We start from the raw sequence: 13,676 nt of genomic DNA on the forward strand, positions 1-13,676 counted from the left end.
TGTGGGGCTGCAGGACCGTTGGCGCCCTGGATGGGGCCATCGAGCCCCCAAGGATGGGTTTACGGCGTGTCCTGCAGCCCCACACCGCCCCGCCAGACCATCGACAATCCAGAGCCGCTTTGGCTCTGGCTTTGGCTCTGGCTTTGGCTCTGGCTTTGGCTTTGGATTCGGCCCTTGCCTCTGCAGGTGCAGGGCGCAGCCCTGCCGAAACCCACCCTCAGGAACTGCAGGACAGCATCGAGCAGCCGGCGCGGTTGTCGGCCCACGCCGGGCGCTTGCCGGCAAAGTGCTCCAGCCCGGCGCGTTCGGTATACGGGTCACGCAGTACGTCCTGCAATGCGTGAACACCGCCCAGGTCGCCCTGCTCGGCGCGATCGATGGCCTCCTGGGCCAGCCAGTTGCGTAGCACGTACAGCGGATTGGCCGCGGCCATTTTCGCCGTGCGCTCGCTGGCCGACAGCGGATCCACGCGCAGTCGCGCCGCGTAGTCCTGCAACCACTGCTGCAGCGGTGCCTGCACCGACTGCTGGCGCGCCTCGTCGTAGTACACCGCGTCAAGCACGCCCACATCGGGCGACGTTGGATCAACGCGCATCAGCGCGCGCCAGGCCAGCGTCATGTCCATGCTGCCGTCCTGCATCAGCTGCTGCCAGCGCAGGTAGAGCTGCAGGTCCTCATCATCCGCCGCTGCCAGGCCGAGCTTGGCCGCTGCATCGCGACGGGTGCAGGCAACGAACGTGGACTGGTACGCCGCCAGTCCCGCTTGCAACGGTTCGACATCGGCAAACAATGGCGACAACGCCTGCGCCAGTCGGCTCAGGTTCCAGTACGCCACCTGCGGTTGGGTGCCGAAACGATAGCGCCGGCCTTGGGCATCGGTGGTGTTCGGCGTCCAGTCCGGATCGAAGTCCTCGACCCATCCATAGGGACCGTAATCCAGCGTCAGGCCTAGCACGGACAGGTTGTCGGTGTTCATCACGCCATGCACGAAGCCGACGCGCATCCAGTGCGCGATCATCTCGGCAGTGCGCACCGCGCTCTGCGCGAACCAGTCACCGTACAGCGCCTCGCCCTGCCCTTCGAGCTCCGGAAAGTCGCGGGCGATGCACGCGTCGACCAGCTGCCGCAACAAGCCAGTTTCACCACGCGAGGCCGGCAGTTCGAATGAGCCGAAGCGCAGGAACGACGGCGATACACGGCACACGATGGCGCCGGGTTCGGCGCGGGGATGACCGTCGTAGAACATGTCACGCACCACGTCTTCGCCGGTGCCGACCAGCGACAACGCGCGCGTGGTCGGCACGCCCAGGTGGTGCATGGCCTCGCTGCACAGGAATTCGCGGATGGACGAGCGCAGCACCGCGCGGCCATCGGCGCCCCGCGAATACGGGGTGGGGCCGGCACCCTTCAGCTGCAGCTCCCAATGACACCCATCGGGTGCGACCAGTTCGCCCAGCGAGATCGCGCGGCCATCACCCAGCTGCCCCGCCCAGTGGCCGAACTGATGCCCGCCATAATTGGCCGCCCACGGCTGCATGCCGGGGTACAGCGCATTGCCACCGAACACATCGGCGAAGCCATCGCTCTCCACTTCATCGGCATCGAAGCCGAGCATCGCGGCCACCTCCGGCGACCAGGCCAACAGCGTGGGCGCCGCCACGGGCGTCGGCATCACCGGCGACCAGGCGGCGCCCAGCACTTCACGCCTACGCGGGCCGGACTCTGGGTCACCCGGCAGGGCATTCAGCAGGCGATTGTCGAAACGGGGGCTGTCGTTATCCATGGTGTTGAAGATGGGGGCGACGGCCGACGGCCTCAATTGCCGCTCAGCGCCTGCAGATGTCCACCGTGGGCCTCGGCGCGCTGGTAGGCCGGGCGCTCGCCAATGCGCTTGAGGAAGCCGCGCAGCGCCGGCTTGTCGTCGAGGCCACCGCCGCGCGCGGCCGCAGCCTGGATCGGAAAGCTCATCTGGATGTCGGCTGCGCTGAACCGATCACCCGCGAACCAGGGACTTTCGGCCAGGCGACGCTCCATCCAGTCCAGGTGCAGGCGCCGCTGCGGACCAATGAAGCCGCGCTCGGCCTTGTCGGCGATGCTGCGCGCGATCGGGCGGGCGAAGAACGGCATCGGCGCGTTGCGGATGCGGCCCATCACCAGGGTCAACAGCAGCGGCGGCATCGCCGAACCTTCGGCGTAGTGCAGCCAGTAGCGATAAGCGATCCGTTCGGCACCATCGGCCGGCATCGGTGACGGCGACAGCTGGCGCTGCGTGTCGTAGCGGTCAGCGAGGTAGTCGAGGATCGCGCCGGACTCGGCCAGTACCAGCTCGCCATCCTGCAGCACCGGCGACTTGCCCAGCGGATGCACGTTGCGCAGCTCGGGCGGTGCCAGCAGCGTCTTCGGATCACGGGGATAACGGCGCAGTTCGTAGTCCAGCCCCAGCTCCTCCAGCATCCACAACACGCGCAGGGAACGGGAGTTTTCCAAGTGATGGACAATGCGCATGGGGATGATCCTTGGGGAGGCCCACATCGTACCGCGCGCAGTGCATGCCCTTTGTAGAGTCGAGCCATGCTCGACTGGCTTTGAGAGCAGTCGAGCGTGGCTCGACTCTACAAAAAAACAACGGGCAATAAAAAACGCCGGAAGCTCTCGCTTCCGGCGTTCTGGCTACCAAACGGCAGCAGACGGATTAGACCGCCTGCACCTGGTCAGCCTGCATACCCTTCTGACCCTGGACGGCGATGAAGGTAACCTTCTGGCCTTCCTGCAGGGTCTTGAAGCCGGTGCCCTGGATGGCACGGAAGTGCACGAACAGGTCCGGGCCGCTTTCCGGGGTGATGAAGCCGAAGCCCTTGGCGTCGTTGAACCACTTGACGGTGCCGGTCTGACGATCAGACATTTGACTAACTCCTGAAACACATGTTGAAAAAATCGCAGCCACCGGGTATCGGGGCCGAGACTGAGTTGCAGGCGTTGGTAAAGCGGATCGATGAGCGGATCGTGAGATCAACTGCACCAGGCCACGATTCACGGTGACCCTAGCAAACACAGTGGGGCCAACGATACGCGTGTTTTCTGCAAAAAGCGATAGCCGGGGCGTTCATGGGCTGGCCCCGCCCCCTAGACGTGGCAAGGGCTGGCAGCCGGTCGAGGCTAACCCTGAGCCCCCATTCAGGATTTTCCTACCCTACACTGGGTAAATGACTGAAGCTGAAACCCAAGCTGAACTGGCCCTCCCCCGTATCTGGGTGGACGCGGACGCCTGCCCCGCCGTCATTCGCGACATCCTGTTCCGGGCCGCTGAACGGGTCGGGATCGAACTGACCCTGGTTGCCAACCAGTGGATCCGCACCCCGCCGTCGCGCTGGTTGCGCTCGATCCAGGTCCCCCAAGGCCTGGACGTGGCCGACAGCGCCATCGTCGAACGGGTCGCCGCTGGAGACCTGGTCGTCACCCAGGACATTCCGCTGGCCGCGCTGGTGCTGGAGAAGAAGGCCGTGGCGCTGAACCCGCGCGGTCAGCTGTACACCCCGAACAACATGGCCGAGCGGCTGTCGATGCGCAATTTCATGGAGGAACTGCGCGGCGCCGGGGTGCAGACCGGCGGCCCGCCGCCGCTGGGCCCGCGCGACCGGCAGCTGTTCGCCGCCGAGCTGGACCGCTGGCTGGCGCGGCGACCGGCCCGCTGAACGGGCCTAGTCGCCCTGACCCGGCAGCACCAAGCGGTGCTGGCTGCGGAAGCGCCGTCGCTCCCCGCTCAACGGATCATTGAAGGCCAAGCCCTGCGCCAGCAGCTGCAGGGGCGGCTCGTCCGCCCCCTCCGGGCGCACTCTGAGCTGCGGATACAGGTCGTCGCCCACGATGGGCGCACCCAGCATCGCCATGTGCACCCGCAGCTGGTGCTTGCGGCCGGTTTCCGGCAGCAGCCGGTAGCGCCAGATCGCCCCCTCGGCTTCGACCAGTTCGACCCGGCTGCGCGCATTGGGCTCGCCCGGCACTTCAGCCATGCGGAAGAACGGCTCGTCTGGCGCCAGCCGGCTGTGCCGCAGCAGCGGGAACGCCAGCCCAGGCAGCGCCGGTGCCAGCGCCTCGTAGGTCTTTTCAATGCGGCGCTCGCGGAACAAGCGCTGATAGGCATCGCGTGTCGCCGGCTGGGTCGAAAACAACACCAGCCCCGCCGTGAGCCGGTCCAGGCGGTGCAGTGGTACCAGATCCGTGTTGCCGGTGCGGGCGACCAGGCGCGACAGCAGGGTTTCGCGCACATACCCACCGGCCGGCGTTACCGGCAGGAAGTGCGGCTTGTCGGCCACCAGCAGGTGCTCATCCAGATGCAGGAGGGTCTCGGCGAAGGGAATCACCGGCTCGTCGGCAACCTCGCGGAAGTACTGGATTTCCAGCCCCACCTGCCAGGGCATGTCCGGCGCCAGTGCCCTGCCCTGCGCATCCTGCACACGGCCTCGGGCGAAGCGGTCCTGCCATTGCGCGCGACCGATGCGCGGGAAACGCGCGCACAGGCCATCGAGCAGGCTGGGCCAGTGGCCGGGGGGCAGCTGCAGGTGGCTGGGCAGGGTCATGGCGTCCATTCCGGCCACGGGAAAGAGCGCCAAGAGTGCCACCGTTGACGCTGCGCAGACAGCCCGGCAACGGACACCCTTCGAGCAAACCTCTATCATTGACGTCTTTAGTCCACGGATCCCCCATGGCTCTTACCGCCACCATCCGCAAGGCCGAACTGCAGATCAGCGACATGGATCGCGGCTACTACGCGACCCACAACCTGACCCTGGCCCAGCACCCGTCCGAGACCGACGAACGATTGATGGTGCGCCTGCTCGCCTTCGCGCTGAACGCCGGCGACCGCCTGGAATTCGGCCGCGGCCTGAGTACCGACGATGAGCCGGACCTGTGGGAACACGACTACACTGGCGACATCCTGCAATGGATCGACCTGGGCCATCCCGACGAAACCCGCATCCGCAAGGCCAGCAACCGCAGCCGACAGGTGCAGGTGGTCAATTACGGCGGCAACGCCTCGGAAATCTGGTGGGGCAAGCAGGGCAAGGGCCTGGCGCGCTTCGACAACCTGTCGGTGGTTGACCTCGATGGTGCCTTCGTCGAACTGTGGGGCCAGCAGATCCAGCGCGCGATGCGCTGGAGCGTGCTGATCCAGGACGGTGAAGTGCAGCTGCTCAACGATCAGATGCAGCTCGACGTGATCCCGAATTGGCGCAAGCGCGCCAAGGCATGAGCACGATCCGCTGCGACGTGGTGGTCATCGGCGCCGGCGCGGCCGGGCTGATGACCGCGATCACGGCTGGCCAGCGCGGTCGCCAGGTGCAGGTGATCGACCATGCCAACAAGGTCGGCAAGAAGATCCTGATGTCCGGCGGCGGCCGCTGCAACTTCACCAACACCGGCACCACCCCGGCCAACTTCCTGTCGGCCAACCCGCACTTCTGCAAGTCGGCGCTGGCGCGCTACACGCCCTGGCACTTCATCGAGCTGGTCAGCAAGCACGGCATCGCCTATCACGAAAAGGAACTGGGCCAGCTGTTCTGCGACATTTCGTCCAAGCAGATCGTGAAGATGCTGGTGGACGAATGCCAGGCGGCCGGTGCCCAGATCCGCACCGAATGCAGCGTGCAGCGCATCGAGCACGGCAGCGACGGGTTCCACGTGCACACCACGCAGGGGCTGTTCCACTGCGCCTCGCTGGTGGTTGCCACCGGCGGCCTGTCGATTCCGAGCATGGGCGCCACCGGCTTTGGCTACGAGATTGCCCGCCAGTTCGGCCACGAGGTGTTGCCGACCCACGCAGGACTGGTGCCGCTCACGCTCAGCGGCAAGCACCAGGAGCGGCTGGCCGACCTCAGCGGCGTCGCACTGCCGGTCGAGGCGCGCTGCAACGGAAAGAGTTTCCAGAACTTCATGCTGCTGACCCACCGCGGCGTGAGCGGCCCGGCCATCCTGCAGATTTCGTCGTTCTGGCAGCCCGGCGATGCGCTGGAGCTGGACCTGTTGCCGGGCCAGGATGCGGGCGAGTGGCTGCGCCAGATGAAGCGCGAGCGGCCCGCCGCCGAGCTGCGCACCGTGCTGGGCGACGTGATGCCCAAGCGGCTGGCGCAGCGCCTGTGCGAGCACTGGCTGCCGGACCGCCCGGTGCGTCAGCTGGACGAGCCGGTGCTGCGCCAGGCCGCGCAGCTGCTGGGCGCGTTCCCGCTGGTGGCCAGCGGCACCGAGGGCTATCGCACCGCCGAAGTCACCCTGGGCGGCGTGGATACCGCCGAGGTGTCGTCCTCGACAATGGAATCCAAGCGCGTACCCGGCCTGCATTTCGTCGGCGAGGTGCTGGATGTGACCGGCTGGCTGGGCGGCTACAACTTCCAGTGGGCCTGGGCCAGCGGCCACGCAGCCGGTGGCGTGGTGTGAACCACATCGCCGTTCGTTGCGCGCAAGGGGTGCGCGCATGGACGGTTCGCCGCGCATCGTGTATCTAGATTCGCAGATTGGGGAGCAGTGCATGCAGAACGCGAACGACATCACCATCCGCCTGCTGATCGTCGATGACAGCGGCGAGAATGCCGAAGCCATCGTCAGCACCCTGCGCAACAGCGGCATCGCGGTGCGTCCGTGGCGCCCGCAGGATGCTGCCGAGCTGGCCCAGGTGCTGGCCAGCCAGGCCATCGACCTGGTGCTGGCCTCGCCTTCGCAGGGCATTCCGCTGCCGCTGGTGGCCCAGCATATTGCCGCCAGCGGCAAGGATATTCCGCTGGTACTGCTGGCCGAGCGCATCGACGAAGACGAACTGGTACAGGCCAGCAGCCATGGCATCCGTGCCCTCGCCCTGCGCCAGCGTTCCGAGCACCTGCTGGCCGTGGTCCGTGACCAGTGGGTGGACCTGCAGGCACGGCGTGGCCTGCGCCGCATCGAGGCGCAGATGCGTGAGACCGAGCGCCGCTGCGATGCGCTGATTGCCTCCTCGCGCGATCCCATCGCCTACGTGCATGAAGGCATGCACATCCGTGCCAACGACGCTTACCTGGAGATGTTCGGTTACGAGCATTTCGACGATATCGAAGGCATCTCGCTGCTGGACATGGTTGCCGCGCAGCACGTGGAAGGCTTCAAGCAGCTGCTGAAGGGCCTCAGCCGCGGCGAAGCGCCGCCGCCGCAGTACCAGCTTGACGCGCGCCACCAGGATGGCAGTGCGTTCCCGGCGACGATGGAATTCACCGCCGCCACCTACGAGGGCGAATCCTGCCTGCAGGTGGTGCTCCGCCGCCGCATGGAGTTCGATCCCGAGTTGGCACGCGAGGTCGAGGACCTGCGCCAGCGTGACCAGGTGACCGGCCTGCTCAACCGACCGACCTTCATGCTGCAGTTGGAAAGCGCAGTGGCCCAGGCCGGGCGCAGCGAGGGCCAGTTCGGACTGCTGCTGATCGAGCCGGACCACTATGCGCGCCTGCTGCCGGACATCGGCCTGGCCTCGGCCGATACGCTGATCGGCGCCCTCGCAGGCCTGCTGGCCGAAGTAGTTGGCGCGGACGCGCAACTGGCCCGCTTCGGCGAACACAATTTTGCCGTGTTGCAGGCCGGGCCCTACGCGCAGACCGTGGCGCTGGCCGAGCGCATCCGCGAAGCCTACGCCGCACACGTCTTCAGCATCGGCGCGCGTTCGGCCACGGTAACGGTCAGCATCGGTGGCGTGCAGGTGGGCGAGAAGATCGCCAGCATCGGCCAGGTGCTGGCACGCGCGAGCGAATGCACGCAGGCCGCCGCCGAACTGGGCAACACCTGCCGCATCTTCGACCCGGCCGCCGCCGACCGGGTCGAGGAAGAGCGCGTGCTGCGCTGGGTCGCCCGCATCCGCGAGGCGCTGGCTGGCGACGGCTTCCAGCTGCACTACCAGCCGGTGCTGAACCTGCAGGGCGAGCCACTGGAGCTTTACGAGGCCTACCTGCGCCTGGAACACAATGGCGAACTGCTGAGCCCGACCGCGTTCCTGGGCATCGCCGAAGAACACGGGCTGCTGGCCGACATCAACCGCTGGGTGGTCTCGCAGGCGATCGCGGTGCTGGGTGAACGCGCGCGTGCGGGTCATGCCCCCCAGGTGCTGGTGAAGGTCACGCCGGAATCGTTCGATGACCCGCAGATGATCGCCACCCTGCGCCGCGAGCTGCAGGCGCAGGGTGTACCCGGCGAACGGCTGTGGCTGCATGCGCCGGAAGCGAAGGTGTTCACCCACCTGCGCAGTGCGCAGCAGTTCCTCGCCGAAGTGGCGCCACTGGGCTGCCGCATCGGCCTGGAACAGTTCGGTTCCGGACTGGATTCGTTCCAGCTGCTGGCCCACTTCCAGCCACAGTTCCTCAAGCTCGACCGCGGTTTCACCAACGATCTGGCGGCCACCCGCGAGAACATCGATCGCATCAGCCAAATCACCGCACGCGCGCAGGAGGCCGGTATCCGCACCATCGCCGAGTTCGTCAGCGACGCCAATTCGATGACCCTGCTGTTCAGTGCCGGCGTGGATTACGTGCAGGGCGATTTCGTCGGCCCGGCGTTGCCGGAGATGGGGTTCGAGTTTGGGTGATGCCTCTCTGTAGAGCCGAGCCATGCTCGGCTGCGGGACTCAAGCGAAGAGCAGCCGAGCATGGCTCGGCTCTACACAAAGAGAAGGCCGGCTTTCGCCGGCCTTTTCGTTGATCAGGTCATGTCGACCAGGTTGTCGATCTTCACGTCCGGATTGACGTCGGCCTCGTAGTCGACGCCCTCCACGCCAAAACCGAACAGGCGCAGGAAGTCGGCCTTGTAACCGGCCAGGTCGCTGATTTCGTACAGGTTCTCGTTGGTCACCTGCGGCCACAGCGCGACCACCTTGCCCTGCACGTCCGCCGCCATTTCCTTGTAGTCGGCACGCAGGCGGCCTTCCTCGTCGACCAGCGCAACGGTGTGGCCATCGCCATCGACCAGATCGTGGCGCAGGCGGTCGACCGCCGTGCCATCGGCCCTGCCGCCGTAAAGGATGTCGTACAGCACGTCAAGCTGCTCGATGCAGCCTTCGTGGGTACCCTTTTCCTTCATCACCTTGAACAGCAGCGACAGGTACAGCGGCATGGTCGGAATGGCCGAGCTGGCCTGGGTCACCACGGCCTTCAGCACCGACACGCGCGCGTCGCCGCCGATTTTCGCCAGCTTCTCGCGCAGGCCCAGCACCTTGGTGTCCAGGTCCTTCTTGGCGGCGCCGATCGAGCCGTTCCAGTAAATCGCCTGGGTGATCTCTTCGCCCACGTAGGTGAAGGCCGTGGTGGTGCAGCCGTTGGCCAGCACGCCGGCATCGGCCAGCGCGTCGATCCACATCTGCCAGTCTTCGCCACCCATCACCGCAACGGTGCCGGCGATCTCTTCCGGCGTGGCAGGCTGCAGAGTGGTCTCGGTGATCACTTCCTTGTCGGTATCCAGGCCACGCAGGGTGATCGGCTCGCCGATCGGCTTCAGCGTGGAGCTGATGATCTCGCCGGTCTTGGGGTGCTTGCGGCGCGGTGCAGCCAGGCTGTACACGACCTGGTCGACCTGGCCGAGATCGGCCTTGATCATCTCGATGGTTTTCGCCTTCACCTCATCGGAGAAGGCATCGCCGTTGATGCTCTTGGCATACAGGCCGGCTTCGTCGGCGTACTTGTGGAACGCGGCCGAGTTGTACCAGCCGGCGGTACCCGGCTTGGATTCACTGCCCGGGCGTTCGAAGAAGATGCCCAGCGTTGCCGCGCCACTGCCGAACGCGGCGGTAATGCGTGCGGCCAAGCCGTAGCCGGTGGAGGCGCCGATCACCAGCACGCGCTTGGGGCCGTTCTGGATCGGCGGGCGCGCGCGGATGTAGTCGATCTGCTGCTTGACCGCGGCTTCGCAGCCAGTCGGGTGGGTAGTGACGCAGATGAAGCCGCGGACACGCGGTTTGATGACCATGGATACCTCGGGTTGGCAGATGCGGCGCACGGGGCGCTCAGCAGGAATACGGGCGCGCGCCTGTGCGCGCGAACCGCAGGATCGTAGTGTGCGGGGGCCGAATGCACAACCGACGCTGGCGTAGGGTGGGGTTTCTTTGCAGGGTTGCACCCTGCACCTGCGGTAGTGCCGGCCGCTGGCCGGCAACCTCAACAGCAACGTCAAAAGCCGGGCTACTGAGGGATGCCGGGGTGGGTCCGGTTGAGGGGGACGCCGTTAACCCGTCCATGGGGGCTTGGCCGCGGCATCCATGCCGCGGACACCCCCGCAACCGGACCCACCCCGCCTTTGACAGTCTTCCGCGATCTGTCGGAACAGCTCTTGGGGTCAGATCCGTTTTTCGAAGGAAAACGGATCTGACCCCAGAATTGTTTCGATATCTGACAAATGTGTCGACCAAGGTCGACACCTACCCACAGCCGTGGGGATCTGTCAGAGGTGGGGCGGTGTCGGAGTGCGGGGTGTCAGCCGCATGGGCCCGAGGCATGCCTCGGGCGGGTTGGGCAGGACGCCCACCCCCGGTCTTGCCGTGCGCGCAGGACTGCGCGCACGAGCAAGCGGCTGCCAAGCCTACAGGGACGTAATTGCGGCGCCCCCGCACCCCCGCCCGGCCGGCCGCCGCCCCCCCCCCCCCCCCCCCCCCCCCCCGCCCCACCAATCCACGGAATGCCCGCTGTTGCTGTTGCTGTTGCTGTTGCTGTTACTGTTGCCTCTGCAGGTGCAGGGCTGCAAGCCCTGCCAACAAAAAACCCCGCTTGCGCGGGGTTCTCTGCGTGTTGCGTGCAGCGGGACGCTTACGGGCGACGGGCCAGGGCCTCGACGTCCTTCGCCTTCGGCAGCAGGTCCTGCTTGCTGACGCGCAGGAAACCGATCGTCAGCATCGGCACCGCCACCAGGATCGAGGACAGCACCACGATCACTGCACCGATCATGTGCGTCTCGGCCAGGCCTTCCATCGAGCTGCCACCGTACAGGTACAGGGCCAGCGCGGACAGGAAGAACATCACCGCGGTGATCACCGTACGCGACAGCGTCTGGTTGATCGAGCGGTTCAGCACTTCCATCGAGTCCACGCGCAGGCTGCGGAAGTTCTCGCGGACGCGGTCGAAGACCACGATGATGTCGTTGATCGCAAAGCCCATCACCGAGAGCAGGCCGGCCAGCACGGTCAGGTCGAACTCACGGCCCAGCAGGGACACGTAAGCCACCGTCACGATCAGGTCGAACATCGCCACGATGCTGGCGGTGACCGCGAACTTCCATTCGAAGCGCACCGCGATGTAGATCAGGAAGCCGGCCAGCATGAAGATGGTGGCGTACAGGCCATTCATCGCCAGGTCCTTGCCGATCTGCGGGCCGACGAACTCGTTGCGCAGCACGGTGGCCTGGTTGTCAGCCGTGGACAGTGCCTTCACCACGGCAGCGGCAGTGGCCTTGTCCTCGGCAGCGGCATCACCGGTGCCCGGCGCATGCTCGCCGTGCGGCGCCAGGCGGATGAGCAGATCGGTGTTGCCACCGACGCTCTGCACCTGCGCGCCTTCGAAGCCGTTCTGCTCGAGCTTGGTGCGGACCTGCTCGACGTCCACCGCCTTGTCGAAGCGGGCTTCGATCAGGGTGCCGCCGGTGAAGTCCAGTGCGTAGTTGAAGCCCTTGATGCCGATGATGGCGACCGAGGCCAGGAACACCACGATGGTGACTGCCATGGCGACATGGCGCCAGCGCATGAAGTCGATCTTGGTGTCGTTCGGGAGGATGTGCAGCGGAAACAGTTTCATGTGCGTGTCGTCCCGTCAGATGGCCACGTTCTGGAGCTTCTTGCGGCGGCCGTAGATCAGCGTCGCCAGCGCACGCGACACGGTGATCGCGGTGAACATGGAGGCGAAAATACCGATGATCATGGTCAGCGCGAAGCCCTTCAGCGGACCGGTACCGAATGCAAACAGCGCCACACCGACGATCAGGCCGGTCAGGTTGGCGTCGAGGATGGTGCCCGAAGCACGCTCGTAACCGGTCACGATCGCGGTCTTGCCCGGCACGCCGGCACGCAGCTCTTCTCGGATACGCTCGTTGATCAGCACGTTGGCGTCCACCGACAGGCCGACCGACAACGCCAGGCCGGCGAAGCCCGGCAGGGTCATGGTCGCGCCGAACAGCGACATCACCGCCACCACGATCAGCAGGTTGAACAGCATCGCCGCCGACGTGATCACACCGAACATGCGGTAGTAGATGCTGAAGAACACCAGGGTGAACAGGAATGCGAACACGACCGCGCGCATGCCGTTCTTGACGTTCTCGGCGCCCAGGCTCGGGCCGACCACGCGCTCTTCGACGAAGTCCATCGGCGCAGCCAGCGAACCCGACTTCAGCAGCTTGGCCAGGTCCTCGGCTTCCTTCTTCTGCAGGCCGGTGGTCTGGAAGTTCTTGCCGAACACACCATTGATGTTGGCCACCGAGATCACTTCCTCGTTGACCTTGAAGCCACGCACTTCCTGGCCGTCGACGACGGTCACGGTCGGCACGCGCTCGGTGTAGACCACCGCCATCGGCTTGTTCACGTTGGCGCTGGTGAAGTCGAACATGCGCTGGCCGCCGACATTGTTCAGCGTCACGCTGACGGCCGGAGAGCCACTGTTCGGATCGGTCACCGCCTGCGCGCCGACCATCTGGTCACCGGTGACGATCACGCGCTTGTTCAGCAGCACCGGGCCCAGGCCGTCACGACGCTGGTACACCTTCGCCTCCGGCGGGATGCGGCCGGAATTGATGGCGTCCTGCGCATTGCCCTCGACCACCGCGCGGTACTCCAGGGTGGCGGTGGCGCCGATCATGCGCTTGGCTTCGGCGGTGTCCTGCACACCCGGCAGCTGCACGACCACGCGGTCCGCACCCTGCCGCTGGATGATCGGTTCGGCCACGCCCAACTGGTTCACACGGTTGCGCAGGGTGTTGATGTTCTGCTCGATGGCGCCATTGGCGATCTGGGTGATCTCGGTCTCCGGCACGGTGACCGTGATGCGGTTGCCACTGACGTCATAGCCCAGCGTCGGCTGCGCCTTCACCAGGGCGGCGCGCGCACGCTGCGCGGCGTCGTCGCCGGCGGACGGGCTCAGGTTGGCCACGATGCTGTTGTCGGCACGGCGTTCCACCGACTGGTACGGAATGCGGGCGTCGCGCAGCGTGCTGCGCACGTCTTCGGTATAGGCATCCAGGCGCTTGTCGAGGGCAGCCTTCTGGTCGACCTGCAGCACGAAATGCACGCCGCCCTGCAGGTCCAGGCCCAGCACCATCGGGCGACCGCCGAGGTTGGCCAGCCAGTCCGGCACGGTCGAAGCCAGGTTCAGCGCCACGGTGTACTTCTCGCCGACGGTGTCACGCAGGACGTCGCTGGCAGCGGATTGCGACTTCAGGTCCGACAGGCGGACGATCAGGCTTTCCCCTTCCTTTTCGGCACCGATGGTGGCGATGCCGGCCTTTTTCAGGTCGGCCAGCACACGGTCGCGCAGCGCATCGTCGATCTGCCCGCCACGGTTGGCGGTGATCTGGATGGCCGGGTCCTTCTGGTAGATGTTGGGCAGCGCGTACAGCGCGCTGAGCGCCAGTACGATCAGGATGACGACGTACTTCCAGCGTGGAAATTCGAGCATTGCTTGGGTCCCGCGCGGCGCCAT

11 protein-coding genes are annotated in these 13,676 nt (G+C 66.1%); 4 read left to right on the top strand and 7 right to left on the bottom strand.

Annotated features, from left to right (window positions below; genetic code table 11):
- Nucleotides 1-217 precede the first annotated feature (217 nt).
- From R5H29_RS05080 to R5H29_RS05090, 3 genes are all read right to left on the bottom strand, one after another.
- A complete protein-coding gene (locus R5H29_RS05080; protein ID WP_197576117.1) occupies nucleotides 218-1,783 on the bottom strand; it encodes a YdiU family protein in 1,566 nt (521 codons plus the stop codon).
- 32 nt (nucleotides 1,784-1,815) lie between these two features.
- Nucleotides 1,816-2,505, bottom strand: coding sequence for a glutathione S-transferase family protein (locus R5H29_RS05085; RefSeq protein WP_197576116.1), 690 nt, complete (start codon nucleotides 2,503-2,505; stop codon nucleotides 1,816-1,818).
- Between the two features lie 187 nt (nucleotides 2,506-2,692).
- On the bottom strand, nucleotides 2,693-2,902 hold the full coding sequence (locus R5H29_RS05090; protein WP_004153307.1) for a cold-shock protein: 210 nt from the start codon (nucleotides 2,900-2,902) through the stop codon (nucleotides 2,693-2,695).
- A 301-nt stretch (nucleotides 2,903-3,203) separates the two neighbouring features.
- Here R5H29_RS05090 and R5H29_RS05095 point away from each other — a divergent pair, with 301 nt between their 5' ends.
- The gene (locus R5H29_RS05095; RefSeq protein WP_134730503.1) at nucleotides 3,204-3,692 is read left to right on the top strand and encodes a YaiI/YqxD family protein; all 489 of its coding nucleotides are present in this window, start codon (nucleotides 3,204-3,206) and stop codon (nucleotides 3,690-3,692) included.
- Nucleotides 3,693-3,698: 6 nt separating this feature from the next.
- Here R5H29_RS05095 and R5H29_RS05100 read toward each other — a convergent pair whose 3' ends face one another.
- Nucleotides 3,699-4,577 (bottom strand): pseudouridine synthase, encoded by an 879-nt coding sequence (locus tag R5H29_RS05100; RefSeq protein WP_021204711.1) that lies wholly within the window; start codon nucleotides 4,575-4,577, stop codon nucleotides 3,699-3,701.
- A gap of 125 nt (nucleotides 4,578-4,702) precedes the next feature.
- Here R5H29_RS05100 and R5H29_RS05105 point away from each other — a divergent pair, with 125 nt between their 5' ends.
- From R5H29_RS05105 to R5H29_RS05115, 3 genes are all read left to right on the top strand, one after another.
- Nucleotides 4,703-5,251, top strand: a complete 549-nt coding sequence (locus R5H29_RS05105) for a YaeQ family protein (protein WP_019661265.1) — start codon at nucleotides 4,703-4,705, stop codon at nucleotides 5,249-5,251.
- Nucleotides 5,248-6,432, top strand: a complete 1,185-nt coding sequence (locus R5H29_RS05110; RefSeq protein ID WP_332328866.1) for an NAD(P)/FAD-dependent oxidoreductase — start codon at nucleotides 5,248-5,250, stop codon at nucleotides 6,430-6,432. The genes R5H29_RS05105 and R5H29_RS05110 overlap by 4 nt, the downstream gene beginning before the upstream one ends.
- 91 nt (nucleotides 6,433-6,523) lie before the next feature.
- Entirely contained in the window at nucleotides 6,524-8,593 is a 2,070-nt protein-coding gene (locus R5H29_RS05115; RefSeq protein ID WP_332328867.1) for an EAL domain-containing protein, read from the top strand.
- A gap of 113 nt (nucleotides 8,594-8,706) precedes the next feature.
- Here the strand turns inward: R5H29_RS05115 and fabV are convergent, their stop codons facing one another.
- The 3 genes from fabV to secD form a co-directional block, all read right to left on the bottom strand.
- A complete protein-coding gene (fabV, locus tag R5H29_RS05120; protein WP_111099175.1) occupies nucleotides 8,707-9,966 on the bottom strand; it encodes an enoyl-ACP reductase FabV in 1,260 nt (419 codons plus the stop codon).
- Between the two features lie 833 nt (nucleotides 9,967-10,799).
- Complete coding sequence (secF, locus tag R5H29_RS05125) at nucleotides 10,800-11,780, bottom strand: protein translocase subunit SecF (protein ID WP_021202635.1); 981 nt, start codon at nucleotides 11,778-11,780, stop codon at nucleotides 10,800-10,802.
- Nucleotides 11,781-11,795: 15 nt separating this feature from the next.
- On the bottom strand, nucleotides 11,796-13,652 hold the full coding sequence (secD, locus tag R5H29_RS05130; protein ID WP_058981764.1) for a protein translocase subunit SecD: 1,857 nt from the start codon (nucleotides 13,650-13,652) through the stop codon (nucleotides 11,796-11,798).
- Nucleotides 13,653-13,676 lie beyond the last annotated feature (24 nt).

It is taken from the genome of Stenotrophomonas sp. A3_2 (assembly GCF_036624925.1).
Classification (GTDB): domain Bacteria; phylum Pseudomonadota; class Gammaproteobacteria; order Xanthomonadales; family Xanthomonadaceae; genus Stenotrophomonas; species Stenotrophomonas hibiscicola.